Origin of the sequence: Pseudomonas agarici (genome assembly GCF_001543125.1) — a bacterium.
GTDB classification, from domain to species: domain Bacteria; phylum Pseudomonadota; class Gammaproteobacteria; order Pseudomonadales; family Pseudomonadaceae; genus Aquipseudomonas; species Aquipseudomonas agarici.
This window is the reverse complement of sequence record NZ_CP014135.1, coordinates 1,621,720-1,638,309: the sequence shown is the minus strand read 5'-3', so window position 1 is coordinate 1,638,309 and position 16,590 is coordinate 1,621,720. Positions and strand designations below refer to the sequence as shown.

Here is a 16,590-nt window from a genome sequence, read left to right as displayed (position 1 = left end):
GGCGTGATGCCCGGACGCATACCTTGGCCGGACGGTTACGCACTACCTGTGGCGTGCCATCGATGATGCACATCCATCCCCAACTCCTGAGTGCCGCCTAAAGCCCGCCTCCCCTGGCAGAGCATTCGCCATGGCTCTGAATAGAACTGATGCCGAGCAACTCTAGGCATTGATGCTGGGTCTTGCGAGGGGTGACGCAAAGGGGCAGTCAGTCTTCGAAAGGTCGTCTCCCCCTTTCCGATAATAGAGCGCGCGGCCGGCAGCAATCTTGACCTCTGCGGATATCATCAATGCCACTGTACTTTTTACGATTAAGTTCAGAAATAGGAAGCGCCACAGCAGATTGTGGTGTCGTCCAGCCTTCTTGGGGGTTGCATCATGAAATGGACTTCGTATTTGGCACTTGCGGCCTTTTGTACCACCATCGTTCAAGCTGCGGACGTGTACAAATGCACCACCCCGGATGGTCGGGTGGTTTTCTCGAACTCCGGGTGCGGAACCGCCAGCGGGAGCGCAGAACAAAAAGAGCTGAAAATCAACAACATGGGGGGAGCCCATCAAACCATCATCATCCGGGCAACGGAAAACCTAAAGCGATCCGGATTCGTCTCATAACTCGCCGACCGTAGTCCGTGATTCCGCCGATGAAGATACAAGGGATGGTCGTATCAAGCGACGCTTAAGGGCTCAGGAGGAGTACCTCGACAGCCTGAAACCGAAAATTCCGGGCGTGACGGTGATCAAGAATAAAGGTAGCGAAACCAATCACGAAAAATCGATGCGCCTGAGAGAGGAGGCTCGAGAACTTTACTACCAACACTAATGTTTTGAATGACGAGTTTAAATTGACAGTTTCGCGTGACCGGACTTTGCGTGCTGCTGGAGCGACCATCTAACCAACAAGTGATACCGCTATTTCGATCCATGGCCGAAGCAGCTCTTCGCCACAGGCAGCAATCGACCAGAAGCCCGATGGACACCGTGCTGGCGAAACGATATCATTCAGCACGAATGCTCGACAATGGATCTTGTCACCTTTGTCTCGTTTCGCTTTTGGCATGTCGTGTTTATCGCGAACGCCTTAATAATTAACAAGGTCGTTTATGCGACAGCCTGTCGCGTTCGAACGCGGCATGGCATGTCACCAATAATAGTTATTAGCCTTATATGAGATCGCGCACTTGAAAAAAATAATACTAACCGGATGTATTACCTTGGCCTTAACTGGCTGCACCTTTACGGGCGCCAATGAAATTGCTCCTGGTCAATACATGATCACAAGCCATGGCAGTATCTTCAACTCTAGAGAAGGCTTATTAGAAAACATAAACCAGAAAGCCGCAAAGGTTTGTAATGGAAAGCTTTACCATCTGGAAGGTGACTCAGGCGCCAATATGATCATCGCCACTCCAACTCAGATTGGCAGTACTCCAACCACAGTCCTCGGACTAAAAGCAATTTGCGAAGATGGCAGTTAATAGCCTAACTATGCGCTAAAATCGGTCACTTGCTAAATGTCTGCCAAACACGACCGGCCGTTAGGAGTCGCTCTCTGCCAGCCATGGAGGTTTTAGCTGAAACGTCGTGTCAGATTATCGGTGCGTTTTTCTTCGATCATTCGATCCGAGGCGTCGTAGACAAATTGGTACGCGGCGGTGTTTTCATTGACCAGGGCGGTCAGGCGAATGGCTTGTCATACCCGTAGGCCCTTGGCGTCCCGTGGCTACTCGCCAAACCGCGTGCAGTGCGTAATAACCGAGTAGTCTGGTCTTTGCCATCAGTGTGCGTGAGGACCTGTGAGGCTGATATTGACAAATACGATTGGTCATTTATAACATGCTCACACACGCTATTTTTGTAGCTCTCCACCTAAAAACTGCCATCTTACTTAATCGTAAGTTATGACGCCCTTCATGATAGACATCGAAAGTCTGCCCGCCGATAAGGATCAACTAATAACGTAGTAAATTCGCTTTTCTTTATCTATTGCCCTTATCATTGCGTAAACCTTCATAATTTTTTTAAAGCTGGCCATATGCGCTTCTAACGCTTCCTTATTAACCTTAAACTCTTTGGATGACCAGTTAGCATTATTTATCTTCTCTTCTAGATCACGAAGTATTTGTTGTCTCTCTTCATTCTGAGCGATGAGTAATTTGGCGACTTTGGGAAAGTACTCCGCCAGCCTATCCAACCCTCCCATAAACCGAGATGCAGACTCGGTAATTTCTCTAGCGATAGCATAGACAGGTTCGATTTCTGCGAGCTTTTTCTTTTCTATCTCTATTTGCCTACCAAGATCCCTATACGCATCTATATCATCACTAATAATTTTCGTCGTATTTACGCAAAGAGCGATTATACCAATAACTAATATGCCAATTGCAACCTTCACTGCGAGGGTCACGACGGTTTCTTCAATCGGCGCTTCTCTCCCCGTAAACTCACCTTTCACATCTATGGGAGACGACTCATTTTCTTTTACAACCGTTTTTCCTTCGCGCAATTCTACATCAGCCCAAATCCTATGAACCATGCTGGAAAATCCCTTATAACGTTGAGATCGAAGGGTGGCGAGCTTGTCGCTTATTGCTTTTGCCTCGCTCTCTAGTTTTAAGGGAACCGTCGCCAAAAGCGAAGTCGAATTATTGAATTCTGTTTTCGCGGTTTCATATGAGTCTCTCAAGTCAACACAAATATCTTTAAACGTTTGATCAGTAAGCCTTTCCGTCAAAACATTAGACGCCTTGGACAAGAGCCTCATTTGATTTTTTAATTTAACAACATTAACCTCATCATACTTACTCTCACACAGATAGCACACATCCTTATAAACAAAATCAAGTCTCTCTGAGATATAAGTCTGATATCCAGTAATTAAGTTTTTTATATCTTTTACGTCTTGCTTATTACTCTTTACCGAAGAATTTGACCAGCTTTTAAGCTTCTCAATCTCTGCAATCATTTTTCTTATAAGAATAGGCTGCGCACCCTCAGTAATCTGCCTTAGAGAAGCCCCAAGTAAAGTCATGGAAGTTTCAACAACCTCATTGTACCCCTCTGCAAACATGCTCAGCGCCTCAATATCGATCTCTGAACCCAACATGTCATCACCCTCACTTAAAGACATTGCACTCACCTATTAAGCAAGCTAGCATCACTTACAGGCTCAGCACTATTATATTTAATAGAAGGCCTGAAATCGCAACGCTTGAAACAAGAGGCAGAAAGCCAGCCGCCGGTAGAGTCCAGGCTCTCACACCAAAGGATTCAAGCGCGGATGACCACACCCTACCGGCAGCTGACTGAATCGCCCCTAATTTTCTAGTGCCTTAAATGCTCGGGTCAGCAGCTTACCGACCTCGACTGACCCCAACTGCTCTGCCTCAAAACGCCGAACCAACCAGATGGACGTCTCGGCAGCCTCGTGAAACGACCAGTCCTTGCTCCGTGATCGTTTTCACAACTTGCAGCTTGAAGCTGTCGTCGAATGTCCTGTGTCGATCGGTCATGAAAAACTCCTCACTACGCCTGAAAAGCGCTCTTTGTCTTCGAAAAAGTCAGTACCTTTCCACATAAAGGAACGCCGGACCAAAAATAAAAAGAGTTACTTGTTCTTCATTGAGGAACGGTGTACCGTATTTTTGCGTAAGCGCTCCACCCAAACTGAGTGCATTGGACGCCTATAAGAGGAAACAAAAATGACTGAACCGATGACCGAAGAAAAAGAAATCTCCTGGGAACGCTGGACAAAAAAAAGGACGTTCGTGCGAGGCCTTGAAGGCACCTATGGCGAACTGGTGGCCGAGCTTTTTAGCCAGCCTCGTATCTATCCGACCCAAGATCTGAAGTGGAAAGGCGGACCTCAGAATTTCGGCAAGAAAGTCATCAACCCGCAAGCTACGAAAATTGCCCAATCGATCGAAACCCATGTTGATGCCTTTTCGCCAGGGGGTCATGGTCAGAAACACGGCCATATGAATAGTGCCGTATTTTTCGTGCTAAAAGGCAAAGGTCATGACATTCATGACGGGCGCCGTATCGACTGGGAAGCCGGCGATGCACTGATCGTCGAGAATGGATGTGTCCACCAACACTTTTCCGACGACGCCGAGAATGAATCGATTTGCCTGATCATGAAAGCAAAACCATTGTTCCTGTTTATGCACCTCATCTTTCAAGAAGTAGTTGAATATCCACCAAAGACGCCTGTTCCCGGGCAAGAAAATTATGCTCCGCCAAGCTCTTTGTAAGCAGCCTATAAATAAACGCCCAATAATAATTTCGTGAGGAATAGAATGAGCACCGACACCCCTTTTGTTTCTGACATCGAACGTCAGCGTGCACGCACAGACCTTAATGCCGACTTTTACGCCAAGGCTCTGGAAGCGTCAAAAGAATTTCGCCGCGAATACAAAGAACGAAAAAACGTAGTCAAACACAATGAAATGCCCATGGAGCGCAGCGCCGACGGTCTTATTAAGCATATTATCAATGAAGGCATGAATACCAAAGAATGCGCCCTTGATATCTACATGCAATTTCTGCCTGCCAACGGTTCGACAGGCACTAGCCGCCACCTGTCTGAAGAGGTAGCTTTTGTAATCGAGGGTACAGGTTACGATCTTCACTATGACGTCCGGTTCAAGTGTGAAGACGAATTCGTCTGGGAGTGGGAGACCGAACCGCAGAAATATGAATGGGGCCCAGGTGATTTTATCTATATCCCGCCTTATTGCGCGCACAAACGCTTTAACACGGACGCCAATACCGAAGCCCGAGTAGTGGTCATCAATAGTCGAATGATGAAAGCTATCGGCTTTGACTGGTTTGACCAATTGGAACCGGCAAAGGGCTTTGAAGATCTGTGGGTACCGCCGACAGAATAAACAAATAGCCATTCGGCTCCGCTGTCGAAGGCAATATGATGAAGCAGGCTCATATAAGTATAATAAGTGAGGAACGCCATCGTGTGGATGTTAACCAAAGTGCTGGCAAGCATGGTTTTGCTGGCAGGCATCATCGTATCAACAGGGTGCGGTCCCGGCGCCCGTCAACGCAGCGAAGCCGACTTCTCCAAAGGTAAGAACATTACTTATATCGTCACCACCGGCCCAGGTGGAGGCTACGATGTCTATGGTCGTATGACGGGCGGTTTCATGCAGAAGTATATTGGAGCCGACCATGTTGTGATCAGAAATGTGCCGGGTGCAGGGCACATCGTCGGCACAAATACCCTTTGGCAGTCCAAGCCGGACGGCCTGACGATAGGTACTTTCGATACCGGTCTCATCTACGGCCAGATCATCGGCCGCAAGGCCCAGGAGTTTGATCTTAAAAAGTTCGAGTGGATCGGAAAAGCCTCCAGTGACGCTCGGGCAATCGTCGTTTCTAAAACGTGCGACATCAAAACAGTAGATGATTTGCTGAACGCGAAAAAACCGGTGAAATTTGCCGTCGCGGGTATTGGCTCGGCCTCTTATGTGGATTTAAAACTCGCCGCTGAAGCGTTGAATCTGAATATCGAGCCCATCGCCGGCTACAACGGTACCGAAGGTGAGATGTCGATGATGCGTGGGGACACCTGTGCAACGCTCGGCTCCGCTAGCTCGATGGCAGACTTTGTCGGTGCCGGTAGTGCCTCTTATCTGCTGACGATCGGCGACAAGATGGAGGGAGTTGCCGATGCAATGGATTATGCCAAGACCGACGAGGCTAAGCACATCATTTCGATGATCAGTTCCATGGCACAGCTCGGACGCGTTACCGCCGCCCCTCCCGGGACGTCTCCCGAACGCGTCGCCGCGCTTCGTGCTGCCTATAAGAAGTCGCTGGAAGACCCAGGGCTTTTGGCTTACGCAAAGAAGATGAATCTGCCAATAAAACCTGCGTATGGAAATGATGTTAAAGCATTAGTGACCGCGGCACTGGATCAAACTCCCGAGACCGCGGCGATCATCGCCAGAGCCGTCGAGGCCAAGTAGCTATTACATTATCAACTTTGCGGCATCAGAAATTGCCATCCGACTTATCGGTCGGCGGCGCTGGCATCTTCCCAAGCAAGTCAAGGTGAGTTATGGATATTGGCGGCATACTCAACTCGTTATGGGCATTATTGGGATCACCCCATAACCTTCTCATGCTGATAATTGCAGTCCCTGTCGGTATGTTCTTTGGCGCAGTGCCGGGGCTCGGTGGCAAGCTCGGCATTGTCCTTGTGATCCCTTTTGTCTTCGGCATGGATCCAACGGCTGGAGCAATCTTCCTGCTAGCCATGCATTCCGTGGTACATACCGCCGGAGCGATTCCAAGCATTCTGTTTGGAGTGCCTGGCACCGGCGCGGACGCCGCTACGGCTGTCGATGGTTTTCCGATGACAAAAAAAGGTCAGGCAGGACGCGCTTTGGGGGCAAGCCTGGGAGCCTCCGGCCTGGGCGGTATTGTCGGGGGACTGTTTTTGTTGCTTGCCACTCCTATCGTTCGGCCACTGGTGCTGGCAATTGGTCCTGCCGAGTTTTTTCTATTGGCTCTATTTGGCATTACCTTTATCGCCATGCTCTCCGGTGAATCTCTGATAAAGGGGTTACTGGTAGGATTCATGGGCTTGATGTTCTCGTTCGTCGCACTTGATCCGCACACCGGTACGCAGCGTTATACATTCGATATGTTGTTTCTGTGGGACGGCGTCGACATCATCACCGTGGTACTGGCTATATTTGCAATTCCGGAAATGATAGCCCTGGGGGTGGCCGGTGGTTCCACCTCCATGATTGCGAAGAAAGGTCCCAGCTATGGCTTGGGCGAAGTTCTCCAAGGTGTTCTGGATGTGTTTCGCCATTGGGGCCTGGCGCTGCGCACGTCGCTGATTGGCGCCTTCATCGGCATGGTGCCAGGTTTGGGCGGCGACGCTGCTAGCTGGATCTGTTACGGGCACGCCGTTCACTCCTCAAAAACCCCGGAGCGATTCGGCAAAGGAGCCGTGGAAGGTGTTATCGCGCCTGAGGCGGCTAATCACTCGAAGGAAGGGGGCTCGTTGATTCCCACGTTGTTCTTTGCTATTCCTGGCTCGTCTGGCATGGCCATCATGCTCGGCGCCCTGGTCATGCTGGGCATTCAACCAGGGCCTGCGCTGGCACTCAATGGGATGGGGTTGGTCTGGACACTTTTCTGGGCAATGATATTTGCCAATGTCCTGGCGTGTGTCATCTTCCTGTTTCTGGCCCCTTCGTTTGGCTATTTAAGTTATATCAGAGGCGCACTGTTAATTCCGTTTATTCTAGTGTTGACCTTTTTGGGTTCGTATCTAAGCCACCGGGCATGGGAGAACCTGGCATTACTGCTAGTGTTAGGCGTATTTGGCTACTTCCTTAAAAAATACAAATGGTCACGTCCCCCATTCGTGATTGGTCTCATTCTCGGCCCCATTACCGAAGACTCCTTTCACAAATCAATGTCACTTTGGGGCCCCAGCTTCCTGTTGCATCCAGGCCCTATATTGCTGGTGGCGCTCATTGCTTTTAGTATTTGTTATTACATATGGCGTGCAGTGAAACAAAAACGTAAGGAAAAGGAAAAAATTTATGCGCCTCAGACGGACATATAATGGGCAAGTGTTGACAGCGTTGGCTATGGCAGGGTTCTTTCTGGCAACTACTGCCATTGCTTTCAGCTTCCCGCCCCAAGCTCGCTTGCTACCATTGATGGTCGGCGTGCCAGGTTCGATTCTCGGTCTGGCGCAGTTGTACCTCGAGCTCCATAAGGTGGTTGCGCCGACAGACAACAATGCCAAAAAAGACATGCAAAAAAAGGAAGCGGAGATGTTTCTGTGGATTTTCACTTTCTTTATCGGCATTCTTTTTTTCGGATTCGTTTATGCAGCACCTGTCCTGATTTTCGGCTTTCTCTATCTTTATAAGAAAGAGAAAGTCAAGGTAGCAATCGTGAGTGCTATTGGAATCTGGCTCTTACTATTTGGTTTATTTGAAAAGCTTTTCGAAATCCCGCTTTTCCCTGGACTCATTCTAGAATGGCTCATCGGTTAGCCGGATCAGGACAGGGGCAGGCGGCAGATATCTCCATCTCCTGCCCTGGGCTATATCGCTCAGGGCAGGTTTCGGCGGTATGACTACGATGAGTCCAGTCCTTTCTGGAAGCACATGACCCACCCAAGGCACCTTGCCGGTCATGGCACTGACGTGTTCGGAGTTTCCAATGTTCCAGACCTTTAAGAAATCGCCAGGTCATCAAGACGCTATCAATCAGATAAAAGAATGGGTACGCAACACGTTCAGTCTGTCAAACCAGGCGGTGATCGCCGTGGCGGAGATCAGTTGCCAGGTTCCGGGGTGCCCTCCCGTCGAGACCATCATCGCGTTTTGGAACGATGATAATACTCGCTACCGAATCAAGCTGTTCAAACCGCTAGAAGAGGTTTTAAAAGAGGATCTCCCCCTTAGCTGGTTGCTTCCTTCTCTACAGGACGACAGTGAGGACGGGTGTGATTGTTGTTAGGGTCTGTACGAAAAGGCCAGGCGAGCCGGCTTCAACGCCGCACGGGCGAGCGCCGATACATTTCGTACAGAACCTGGGACATCGACCGGGTATGAGACGCACATCGCGCGCGCCTACGCTGTAGGTTTCCCGAGAGGCCGACCGGGTTACCTATTTGGACTAATGTTGGTGATCGCCATGATGATGGTGATCATGCTTGTTTGCGCGCTCGACCGGCTCACTGTACCCCTCCATCAGGGCCTCGATCGTGGGCCTTAACGTGTCTGCGCCTGGAGGAAGTTGTCCCGCGAGAAAACCAGCCAGACGTGCAAAAACAATTGCCTGCCCAGCAATCACATCCATCCGCTCGCCTTCCGGCAAACTATTCGCATCATTGATCGCTCGGGTCAAACCGGCCTGGAATAACTGGGTCATGTAGCTATTCCTTGCTGCCCGCCCCGATAGCCGCTGAGGAGTATGGGTACCGGCTTCGCCAAGTTTGACGCCGTGCTGGCTCGCCAGTTGGAGCAAGCGTGCGAACAAATACTCATCGATTAAATCTTCGTCGTCAAACTCTCCACACATCTCAAGTTCCTTATAGTTGGTGATCAATCAACGCCGGTGAGCGCAAATTTCTCCATATGATAATTCCAGCATTTTTCGTACAACCCTCGCTTAGCAAGCCCCGCTCTACAGGCGTCCGCTTCTTGCGCTGAAAAGATATAGCCACCTCCCAACGGCATCGCCAGAACCTGTCGTTCGGCATTGAGCTCCATATAGATAGCCATAACCGTGGCCTCCAGTACATCTTTCGCCACCAGGACGGAGCCGTGTGCCTTGAGCAATACCGCTTCAGCGTTCCCCAGCGCCCTTGCCACCGCATCGCCAACGGCAGGCTTGTTCACCGATACAGGAGACGGGAATATTGGCACATCGCCAACAAGCGCGCCTTGCGCTAGCACCACACGATATGGGTGACCCGCACTGGTCAGAAGGGTCGACCATTTTGGGTGACCGTGAGCGATCACCTGGACATCCGGTCGAGCCTGGTAGATCGAGACATGTAGAGGCAGTTCTGCCGGCGGACGCGCCTGACCTGCGAGGAATTCGCCATTAGGACCCACAATAGTGAAATCGCTTTCAGAAATCGCGCTACGCACCGAGTCGCCGCTATTAATCAGAATACGACCATCACTTAGACGGGCACTGAAATGGCCGTTGAAGTCGATGATACCCAATCGCTCAAGTATCCTTATTCCATTGGCTAGCTGACGGCGCAGTTCAGGTTCGGTATAGACGAGATCGCTCATGATAAATCCTGTTTGACTGGAATAAAGCCATCCTGGCTGGCCGATAAGACCTATTACGCAATGAATGCGCTCAAGCTCGTATAGCGCCTAAAGTTTCAGCCAGGGACGTTTCGTCGAGGCCAATGACCAGGGAGAGCACAAAAGGACGAATTTGATTCACTGTCCGCCTGATGACTGCTGGGTCTGCCACTGTTTCAAGCACGACTCCCGCAGTCATCAGGTTTCTCTTGAAGCATCCATGCCCAATAACTTTAGCCACTTCGGCAAAAGCCCCACTTTGAGCAACCATGACTACAACATCAACATCATCAAGCTCATCGGGAAGATGGCTGCTATCGCCCTCGGGAGACATCAGCAGCAAGTCGCTTTCTACCAACCCACCCTCTTCCACTTCAAATTGGCGGACACTTCGGAATCGAGCTCCATTCCATTGCCGCCTGGAAAGTATCGCCAGAGACAACTCGCTGGGTTCATCCAATGCAATAACCAAACAAGAGCGCGGTCTGGAGTTGGGGCGGTTGATCCGAAACTGGCTTTCGACCGTTGTTGTCGCCTTGGAAGAAAGGCTAACCATAGTCACCTCGTCTCTTGATTCGTTAAAGACCGGGAGCGGCATGACTGACAGCGGCTAGTGGCCTGTGTGGTCAGTTCTATGAGTCAATTTCGGCGCCCTAAATTCCTGGCCTGCGTTGCTGTTGCGCGCCATAGCCCGGCTATGACTCGTCACAGCGCCTTGGCCATGGACTTATGGCATCCGAACTTGAGCTAACGAACTCACCGTACAGGCCACTAGACCGAGGTATGCGCAACCCCTGCCCTGGCTTGCAAATACTCTTTGCAGGCCTCGTCAAACGCCTCATCCGGAGGCAATACGACGGCCACAGAGCGAACCCGATGATGGACCGGATCCACTCCAGGCGGCTGAACACCTTTTTCCGTCAGGGCGGTGACCGCCTTGCGGAGCATTTGCCGCGCCATGATGATGCCGTTATCCGTCGAAACCAGATTCTCTTTGGTGCGGTCGACAAGCGGTCCCATACTTTCCTGCAATGAAGAGTCCTGAATAGCAATCCCTTCCACACCGCTATAAGTTCTACCCTCCTTTTGGGCCAGACGATCAATCAGGTAGTCATTATCTTTATTGGCCTTAGGCCGGAAGGTGCCTTCCTCATATTCACAATGAATACCCTTGCCGGCTTCCATCGCTCCACGTTCCTCCGGGGTCAATGCCCTGTTGGGGTGATAATCAAAACTCCAGGCCCAGCAGTTTTCATTGTCAATCGGGATCCAGAAGTGGCCATGTAGCGGATGATCACCACGTGGTGGAACCATCGTGAAGCAAGGCATCACCCATGGGGTGATGCGCCAATAGTATTTTCCCTCCTCAGCATTTCGGCGGGCGCCGATATAGAGCCCTCCGTCATGTTTGACCACTTCGAAGAAGGGCATTCTGTCGCTCAGGTTGTACTGGTTTCCGCGGGCGCCCTTGAAGAGGGGGTCTGTATTCAGATTTCCACTGTGAAGGAACGAGACATGACTTGAGTCGATACCGCCCTCCATGGCCTGCAGCCAATTCGACTCTTGGAGCCGCTTGGAGGTAAAGGTCTGGTCGGCAGGTACGTTGGCGAACTCGAATTGAGGAAGAGGCGGCTGATGCTCCTTGGGACCCATATAGGTCCAAAGAATGTCACCGACCTTCACCATGGGATAACTTTGCAACTTGATCTTTTGGCAAAATCCGCTCGATTCGGGCTCGGAAGGTACGTCTACACACTGGCCGGTGGTGTCATATTTCCAGCCGTGATAAGGACAGCGAAGGCCACCCTCCTCGTTGCGACCGAACCACAGCGAAACGCCGCGATGAGCGCAAAACTCATCCATCAGACCATACTTGCCTTGCGTATCGCGAAACGCGATTAGCCGTTCGGAGAGAAGCTTGACCCGCACGGGCGGGCAGTCATCCTCAGGCAACTCGTTTGCCAGCAACGCCGGAATCCAGTACCGACGAAACATATCTCCCATTGGTTTGCCAGGGTCGGTTTGGGCCAGCAGGTCGTTTACTTCCTTACGCAGCATGTCTTCGGTCTCCGAGTGAGCGCTTTTTCTATACCGACGATTGATGAGCCTCTCCATCAGTCCATCGGCCTCTCTTGTCTTGCTGACTTGGCATTACGGCGATGCAGTCGGGCGATTGGTTTTGTTTTGTCATGCGGAACGCCGTTCTTGATTTTTTAAAATTTACATGGCAAGAATAGCGCCGTCAACCAAAGGAGCAGCCGATGAGCGAAACCCCTACAAAACGCGTCCGGATCTGTCGCACCGATGAGGTCGAGCCAGGGAACGCGCTTTACGTCGAAGCCGGCGATCTAGAGCTGGCAGTGTTCAATATTGACGGAGAGTTCTACGTCACCGATGACCGCTGTACGCACGGACCGGGCTCTCTTTCAGAAGGATATTTGGATGAGTGTGTGATTGAGTGTGACTTCCATAACGGTAAGTTTGACGTGCGCACGGGCGAAGTGCTCGCCCCTCCCTGCATGGTGCCACTCAAGACTTATCAGGTGGTCGTCCAGGGCGACGTTGTGCTGATTGAACTCTAGATACCCTCAGGTCAGTGTTTCGATATTTTGGACGGTTCATGCGTGCTTGGTTTATGATTATCGTTTGTTTCCATAGTTTTACAGGATGTCCCTGTGGAACATTTTTTACGGTAATCACTCATGAACCCACTACACAACATCAAACCAACCACTGGGAAAAGCGAAGGCGAAAAAGAGGTTGAAGGTGAAAAAGAAGGCACGCGCTTGTCTTCCGTTACCGCGGCTATTCGCCTTCTAAAACAATTTTCCGAAGAGAATTCAGAGATGGGCATCAGCAGACTTTCCCGCAGTCTAGGAGTCTCGAAGAGTACAGTTCATCGTTTGGCCTCAACGCTTTTGGCTGAGAATCTTCTTGAACAAGATCCTGCTACTGAACGCTACAGACTGGGGCTTGGTTTGTTTTCTTTGGGGGCACTGGTTCGGCAACGGCTGACAGTTACTGGCGTATCAAAGGAGTTACTGACGGAACTGAGAGATGAAGTACGTGAAAATGTCGAGCTCGCCATACTCAATGGACGAGACATTACGTACCTCTATGATTTCGAAAGCCCGCAAGCCGTTCGGTTACGCTCGCGCCTTGGTGTTTCCGTACCCGCCATAGATGGCGCATTGGGAATGGCTATAACAGCTTTCCAAAGCGATGAGACAATCAATGAATTCATCAAGAACTCACAAAAACCACTCTCGGCTGCAGAAAAGAAAGCCATTAAGGATGAGATTCAGCTAATTCGCACGAAAGGGTTTGCCGCCGAGAAAACAAACAGCAAGATCGGAGCAGTCTGCGTTGCAGCACCTGTCCGTGACGCGATGGGCAGTGTCACAGCGTCGATTGGTGTAACCGTGCCACATCAGCGGACCGATGCGAAGACGATGAACATGCTCTCCCGTAGAGTGCTTGAAACAGCCGCGGAAATCTCGCTGCGCCTGGGTTACATCTCGGAGCAGGCCAGTTTATATACCTAACCTGGAGAAAATATAACGATGCCAACAATAATAATCGAAGGGCAGAACAAAGACTCATTCGCTTGCCAACCCGATGACAGCATTTTGCGGGCCGCATTGCGTGCAGGTATGGGTTTTCCCTACGCCTGCAATGTCGGGTCTTGTGGCAACTGCCGATTCGAGCTTTTGGAGGGAGAAGTAGAGCATGCGCGAAAGGACTCTCCCGCGTGGTCAGAGCGCGACCTTAAGCGCAACAGATATCTTGGATGCCAGGCCCAGCCCAAAAGTGACTGTCGCATCAAAGTCAGGTTGGATAAGGCTTATGCTGGCGCAATCAGGCCGGTAAAAACATCGGCGACCTTGATTGGTAAATTTGAAATTATCCACGATATCACCGAATTCGTATTTTCCCTGCGGTCTGCCAAGCAATTCCTGCCGGGACAATATGCTCTCATCAGCCTGCCGGGTGTCGCGGGTATCCGAGCTTACTCTATGTGCAACACTCCTCAAGAGGGAGGTGAATGGAGATTTCAGATTAAACGCGTTCCCAACGGCGTCGCCACCACCACCCTCTTCGACAAAATCAAGATCGGCGAAACAGTTGAAATCGATGGCCCATATGGCACCGCTTATTTGCGAGAGGATGCCCCCCGTGACATTCTTTGCATAGCGGGCGGTTCAGGACTCTCACCCATGATTTCAATTACCCGCACGGCAGCCATCAGCGAAAAGCTTCGTGACCGTCAGATCGATTTTGTATTTGGTGGGCGAGCGACACGCGATCTTTGTGGCCAGGAAATGCTGGCGGAGCTGCCAGGCTTTGGACAACGGTTGCACTTTCATCAGGCTATTTCCAGCCCAGGCCTTGATGATGCCAACTGGGATGGACATATCGGCTTTGCTCACGATGTTGCGCATAATATTTTCGGGCTTGGAATTAAGCAGCGCGAAATATACTTTGCTGGGCCGCCCTTAATGTCACAAGCCATGCAAAAATTACTATTTGAATTAAACGTTCCTCCAGAGCAAATCCACTTCGACGAATTTTACTAAGTCCGGCACCCTGCTCGAAACATATTAGATTATTGAGCTGGCGTCCATACGCCGACGCTTTCTTTCAATAAGCCTGACTTTCTGTTAGAGCCCGACAGCTAAATTAACCTATACACATAAACGTGGGCCAACCAATAATATCCTTAGTTAGCCCACGAGGTACATTTAAAAGCGGCAGCTATAGAGTTAAGCCGTCAGGCCAAGGGTCGATCGAGCAAAGACGTCCTCCAGCTTTATCGTTTTACGTAGAATTTGCTGACGAGTAGCGTGCGCGATCAACTCTTCAAGTACTGCCCTATTCGGCTCGACACCATAAGGCAGCGGGTCGCCGATGATCGCCATCGCGCTTGCATGAAGTCGGTCCACAGTGGTCATTTTTTCAATCTGCCCGGCTTTCAACTGCTCGAGATACTGTTGTTTGGCCCGAGCAAAAGCGTCGAATACCGAAACGGCGACATCAGGATGAGCCTCCAGCACATCATCTCGGACCACAATCAAGTGATTGATTGGATAATGATTCGATTTGCGCAACGCCTCCAGCCCTGCTTCCGTGGCATTGGCAATAAGCGGGGCCACATTGACATGGTCTGTCTGTACACCGATTGCCGCCGAAACAGCGCCGCTGGCCAGCATGTCCTCCATATTCTGCCCCGGTTCCAGATGAATGACATTTCGAGGCGGTTGCCAGCCTTCGACGTGCTCGTCACCGGAAAGCACCCAGGTGATCCGGTCGAGATCCACTCCGTATTGGTCCTGCAGGATAGATCTGGCCCAGACTCCCGTCGTCACCGTATAACCACGGTTGATTCCTACTCGCTTGCCTTCAAGGTCCTTAGGGTCATTGATCCCTGAGTTGATGTTGTACAGGATGGCACCATGATGAAAGCCGCGAACCAGAAAAATCGGCAGCGCAGTAAAGCGGACACCCTGCTCACGAGCACAAAGATAGGTAGTCAGCGCCATCTCACTGACATCGTACTCCAGCCCTCGTACCATGCGCCGGAACGCTTGAGGCAACACGGGCACCTCTTCAAACTCGAATATGAAACCTTCTGGGGTAACACGACCATCCTTGAGTGCGGCATTATTACCTTGTGTTCGCGTAACGGTTTTTAGAATACATGAATCCATACCCGTTTTCTCCCACGCCATTATTCCCAGAGGCTGGTCGTCAGTGTCCAGCCTCGTCTATAGGCGGCTAGATTACAAATGACTCGAACGTTTCCGGAACGAAGAGATCTTCCGGGGATAATAGGCATTTAGACAGACCCTGCTCATGGTGATATCGCAGGAAAGTAGCGATCGTATCCCTGTTTTCGCTGAGTCCATAAGACCAGAAATCATTGCCTAATTCACGCCGGGCTTGTTCAACGTGCACTGAAAGCCAGGGCAGCGTCATTTTATGTGCGGCTGTTTCGTGCATATCCTGATAGGTTTTTTCCTTGGCTTCCTTGAATGCCTTAAACAGCGATTGAGCTACCCAGCGATTCTGTTCGTATACCTCGCGTCGAATGACAACACAATGCATTATCGGGAAGATTCTAGTTTTACGATAATAATCAAGTTCAACCTTGGAGTAATCTTCGAACAGCCTGAGAACTCGTCCACTGCCATCATAAAACGAAGAAGGCGCACGGGCGGTGTAAAGAGCATCGATTTCTCCCTCCAGAAGCATCTTTGCCAAGGTCTGATCAGGCCTGATGCGCTCTGTCCTGATACTCTCCGGAAGGTCCAGTCTCAGTTTCTCCGGTCGATTTGGCGTCTCTTCTCCTCCGATAAGATAAAGTGCGCTGTCGATCGGCACCTGATACTCGTCGGCTAGCATACCGCGAATCCACAACGGCGCCGTCATCTGGTACTCCGGAGTACCTATTCGCTTCCCTATCAAATCCTTGGGGGTCTTGATACCGGACCTAGCGTTGATATAGATGGAAGAATGTCTGAAATAACGCGACGGAAAAACAGGAATGGCAACAAAAGGCCGTGTTTCAGAAAACAGCGACATCGTGTAGGAGGACAATGACATCTCCGCCACATCGAACTCATGGTGACGTAACATTCTAAAGAAGGTCTCTTCGACCGGCATGTTCAGATAATTAAGTTCGATGCCACCTGGCCGGACAGTACCGTCCATCAAGGCGCGAGTCCGGTCATAGTCCCAACATGCGAGCGAAAGATTGAGCTTGGACATATTT

Annotated in this window: 19 protein-coding genes and 1 pseudogene; 11 read left to right on the top strand and 9 right to left on the bottom strand. The window is 50.6% G+C overall.

Annotated features, from left to right (window positions below; genetic code table 11):
• Nucleotides 1–378: 378 nt before the first annotated feature.
• Nucleotides 379–615 carry a DUF4124 domain-containing protein gene (locus AWM79_RS07155; RefSeq protein WP_156430090.1) on the top strand — a complete coding sequence of 79 codons (237 nt, stop codon included), beginning with the start codon at nt 379–381 and terminating at the stop codon, nt 613–615.
• Between the two features lie 566 nt (nt 616–1,181).
• Complete coding sequence (locus tag AWM79_RS24205) at nt 1,182–1,478, top strand: hypothetical protein (protein WP_082712588.1); 297 nt, start codon at nt 1,182–1,184, stop codon at nt 1,476–1,478.
• A gap of 95 nt (nt 1,479–1,573) precedes the next feature.
• Here the strand turns inward: AWM79_RS24205 and AWM79_RS26045 are convergent.
• From AWM79_RS26045 to AWM79_RS24900, 3 genes and pseudogenes are all read right to left on the bottom strand, one after another.
• Nucleotides 1,574–1,797, bottom strand: a pseudogene (locus tag AWM79_RS26045) (hypothetical protein); the annotation flags it as partial.
• Nucleotides 1,798–1,948: 151 nt separating this feature from the next.
• Nucleotides 1,949–3,130 (bottom strand): hypothetical protein, encoded by a 1,182-nt coding sequence (locus AWM79_RS07150; RefSeq protein ID WP_060782502.1) that lies wholly within the window; start codon nt 3,128–3,130, stop codon nt 1,949–1,951.
• Nucleotides 3,131–3,386: 256 nt separating this feature from the next.
• Nucleotides 3,387–3,512: a transposase gene (locus AWM79_RS24900; RefSeq protein ID WP_156430089.1), complete on the bottom strand. Its 126-nt coding sequence runs from the start codon at nt 3,510–3,512 to the stop codon at nt 3,387–3,389.
• 189 nt (nt 3,513–3,701) lie between these two features.
• Between AWM79_RS24900 and AWM79_RS07145 the strand changes: the two genes are divergently transcribed.
• From AWM79_RS07145 to AWM79_RS07120, 6 genes are all read left to right on the top strand, one after another.
• Entirely contained in the window at nt 3,702–4,253 is a 552-nt protein-coding gene (locus AWM79_RS07145) for a cupin domain-containing protein (protein WP_017131358.1), read from the top strand.
• 45 nt (nt 4,254–4,298) lie between these two features.
• Nucleotides 4,299–4,889 (top strand): cupin domain-containing protein, encoded by a 591-nt coding sequence (locus AWM79_RS07140; protein ID WP_060782501.1) that lies wholly within the window; start codon nt 4,299–4,301, stop codon nt 4,887–4,889.
• Between the two features lie 87 nt (nt 4,890–4,976).
• Nucleotides 4,977–5,984 carry a Bug family tripartite tricarboxylate transporter substrate binding protein gene (locus AWM79_RS07135; protein WP_060782500.1) on the top strand — a complete coding sequence of 336 codons (1,008 nt, stop codon included), beginning with the start codon at nt 4,977–4,979 and terminating at the stop codon, nt 5,982–5,984.
• Between the two features lie 92 nt (nt 5,985–6,076).
• Nucleotides 6,077–7,603, top strand: a complete 1,527-nt coding sequence (locus AWM79_RS07130; protein ID WP_060782499.1) for a tripartite tricarboxylate transporter permease — start codon at nt 6,077–6,079, stop codon at nt 7,601–7,603.
• Nucleotides 7,581–8,042 carry a tripartite tricarboxylate transporter TctB family protein gene (locus AWM79_RS07125; RefSeq protein ID WP_017131354.1) on the top strand — a complete coding sequence of 154 codons (462 nt, stop codon included), beginning with the start codon at nt 7,581–7,583 and terminating at the stop codon, nt 8,040–8,042. The genes AWM79_RS07130 and AWM79_RS07125 overlap by 23 nt, the downstream gene beginning before the upstream one ends.
• Before the next feature lie 169 nt (nt 8,043–8,211).
• Entirely contained in the window at nt 8,212–8,511 is a 300-nt protein-coding gene (locus tag AWM79_RS07120) for a hypothetical protein (RefSeq protein ID WP_060782498.1), read from the top strand.
• A gap of 159 nt (nt 8,512–8,670) precedes the next feature.
• Here AWM79_RS07120 and AWM79_RS07115 read toward each other — a convergent pair whose 3' ends face one another.
• From AWM79_RS07115 to AWM79_RS07100, 4 genes are all read right to left on the bottom strand, one after another.
• On the bottom strand, nt 8,671–9,102 hold the full coding sequence (locus AWM79_RS07115) for a hypothetical protein (RefSeq protein ID WP_244159624.1): 432 nt from the start codon (nt 9,100–9,102) through the stop codon (nt 8,671–8,673).
• Nucleotides 9,099–9,800 carry a class II aldolase/adducin family protein gene (locus AWM79_RS07110; protein WP_017131351.1) on the bottom strand — a complete coding sequence of 234 codons (702 nt, stop codon included), beginning with the start codon at nt 9,798–9,800 and terminating at the stop codon, nt 9,099–9,101. The genes AWM79_RS07115 and AWM79_RS07110 overlap by 4 nt, the downstream gene beginning before the upstream one ends.
• 70 nt (nt 9,801–9,870) lie before the next feature.
• On the bottom strand, nt 9,871–10,374 hold the full coding sequence (locus AWM79_RS07105; RefSeq protein WP_026013105.1) for a hypothetical protein: 504 nt from the start codon (nt 10,372–10,374) through the stop codon (nt 9,871–9,873).
• 215 nt (nt 10,375–10,589) lie between these two features.
• Nucleotides 10,590–11,876 carry an aromatic ring-hydroxylating dioxygenase subunit alpha gene (locus tag AWM79_RS07100; protein ID WP_060783950.1) on the bottom strand — a complete coding sequence of 429 codons (1,287 nt, stop codon included), beginning with the start codon at nt 11,874–11,876 and terminating at the stop codon, nt 10,590–10,592.
• A 203-nt stretch (nt 11,877–12,079) separates the two neighbouring features.
• On the opposite strand from AWM79_RS07100, the gene AWM79_RS07095 reads away from it, so the two are divergent.
• The 3 genes from AWM79_RS07095 (at nt 12,080) to AWM79_RS07085 (ending at nt 14,395) form a co-directional block, all read left to right on the top strand.
• Nucleotides 12,080–12,400 (top strand): non-heme iron oxygenase ferredoxin subunit, encoded by a 321-nt coding sequence (locus AWM79_RS07095; protein ID WP_017131348.1) that lies wholly within the window; start codon nt 12,080–12,082, stop codon nt 12,398–12,400.
• Nucleotides 12,401–12,520: 120 nt separating this feature from the next.
• On the top strand, nt 12,521–13,363 hold the full coding sequence (locus AWM79_RS07090; RefSeq protein ID WP_017131347.1) for an IclR family transcriptional regulator: 843 nt from the start codon (nt 12,521–12,523) through the stop codon (nt 13,361–13,363).
• 18 nt (nt 13,364–13,381) lie between these two features.
• Nucleotides 13,382–14,395, top strand: coding sequence for an FAD-binding oxidoreductase (locus tag AWM79_RS07085; RefSeq protein ID WP_017131346.1), 1,014 nt, complete (start codon nt 13,382–13,384; stop codon nt 14,393–14,395).
• Nucleotides 14,396–14,581: 186 nt separating this feature from the next.
• Here AWM79_RS07085 and AWM79_RS07080 read toward each other — a convergent pair whose 3' ends face one another.
• Both AWM79_RS07080 and AWM79_RS07075 read right to left on the bottom strand, forming a co-directional pair.
• A complete protein-coding gene (locus AWM79_RS07080; RefSeq protein WP_039792397.1) occupies nt 14,582–15,526 on the bottom strand; it encodes an ABC transporter substrate-binding protein in 945 nt (314 codons plus the stop codon).
• 67 nt (nt 15,527–15,593) lie between these two features.
• Nucleotides 15,594–16,586 carry a substrate-binding domain-containing protein gene (locus AWM79_RS07075; protein WP_060782496.1) on the bottom strand — a complete coding sequence of 331 codons (993 nt, stop codon included), beginning with the start codon at nt 16,584–16,586 and terminating at the stop codon, nt 15,594–15,596.
• Nucleotides 16,587–16,590: the final 4 nt, after the last annotated feature.

What these genes read in the sequence shown, in the direction of transcription:
- AWM79_RS07080 (WP_039792397.1), bottom strand. Translation starts at nt 15,526, where the DNA reads ATGGATTCATGTATTCTAAAAACCGTTACGCGAACACAAGGTAATAAT.
- AWM79_RS07100 (WP_060783950.1), bottom strand. Translation starts at nt 11,876, where the DNA reads ATGCTGCGTAAGGAAGTAAACGACCTGCTGGCCCAAACCGACCCTGGC.
- AWM79_RS07090 (WP_017131347.1), top strand. Translation starts at nt 12,521, where the DNA reads ATGAACCCACTACACAACATCAAACCAACCACTGGGAAAAGCGAAGGC.
- AWM79_RS07120 (WP_060782498.1), top strand. Translation starts at nt 8,212, where the DNA reads ATGTTCCAGACCTTTAAGAAATCGCCAGGTCATCAAGACGCTATCAAT.
- AWM79_RS07085 (WP_017131346.1), top strand. Translation starts at nt 13,382, where the DNA reads ATGCCAACAATAATAATCGAAGGGCAGAACAAAGACTCATTCGCTTGC.
- AWM79_RS07150 (WP_060782502.1), bottom strand. Translation starts at nt 3,130, where the DNA reads ATGTCTTTAAGTGAGGGTGATGACATGTTGGGTTCAGAGATCGATATT.
- AWM79_RS07095 (WP_017131348.1), top strand. Translation starts at nt 12,080, where the DNA reads ATGAGCGAAACCCCTACAAAACGCGTCCGGATCTGTCGCACCGATGAG.
- AWM79_RS07110 (WP_017131351.1), bottom strand. Translation starts at nt 9,800, where the DNA reads ATGAGCGATCTCGTCTATACCGAACCTGAACTGCGCCGTCAGCTAGCC.
- AWM79_RS07130 (WP_060782499.1), top strand. Translation starts at nt 6,077, where the DNA reads ATGGATATTGGCGGCATACTCAACTCGTTATGGGCATTATTGGGATCA.
- AWM79_RS07155 (WP_156430090.1), top strand. Translation starts at nt 379, where the DNA reads ATGAAATGGACTTCGTATTTGGCACTTGCGGCCTTTTGTACCACCATC.
- AWM79_RS07075 (WP_060782496.1), bottom strand. Translation starts at nt 16,586, where the DNA reads ATGTCCAAGCTCAATCTTTCGCTCGCATGTTGGGACTATGACCGGACT.
- AWM79_RS07105 (WP_026013105.1), bottom strand. Translation starts at nt 10,374, where the DNA reads ATGGTTAGCCTTTCTTCCAAGGCGACAACAACGGTCGAAAGCCAGTTT.
- AWM79_RS07135 (WP_060782500.1), top strand. Translation starts at nt 4,977, where the DNA reads ATGTTAACCAAAGTGCTGGCAAGCATGGTTTTGCTGGCAGGCATCATC.
- AWM79_RS07140 (WP_060782501.1), top strand. Translation starts at nt 4,299, where the DNA reads ATGAGCACCGACACCCCTTTTGTTTCTGACATCGAACGTCAGCGTGCA.
- AWM79_RS07145 (WP_017131358.1), top strand. Translation starts at nt 3,702, where the DNA reads ATGACTGAACCGATGACCGAAGAAAAAGAAATCTCCTGGGAACGCTGG.
- AWM79_RS07125 (WP_017131354.1), top strand. Translation starts at nt 7,581, where the DNA reads ATGCGCCTCAGACGGACATATAATGGGCAAGTGTTGACAGCGTTGGCT.
- AWM79_RS24900 (WP_156430089.1), bottom strand. Translation starts at nt 3,512, where the DNA reads ATGACCGATCGACACAGGACATTCGACGACAGCTTCAAGCTGCAAGTT.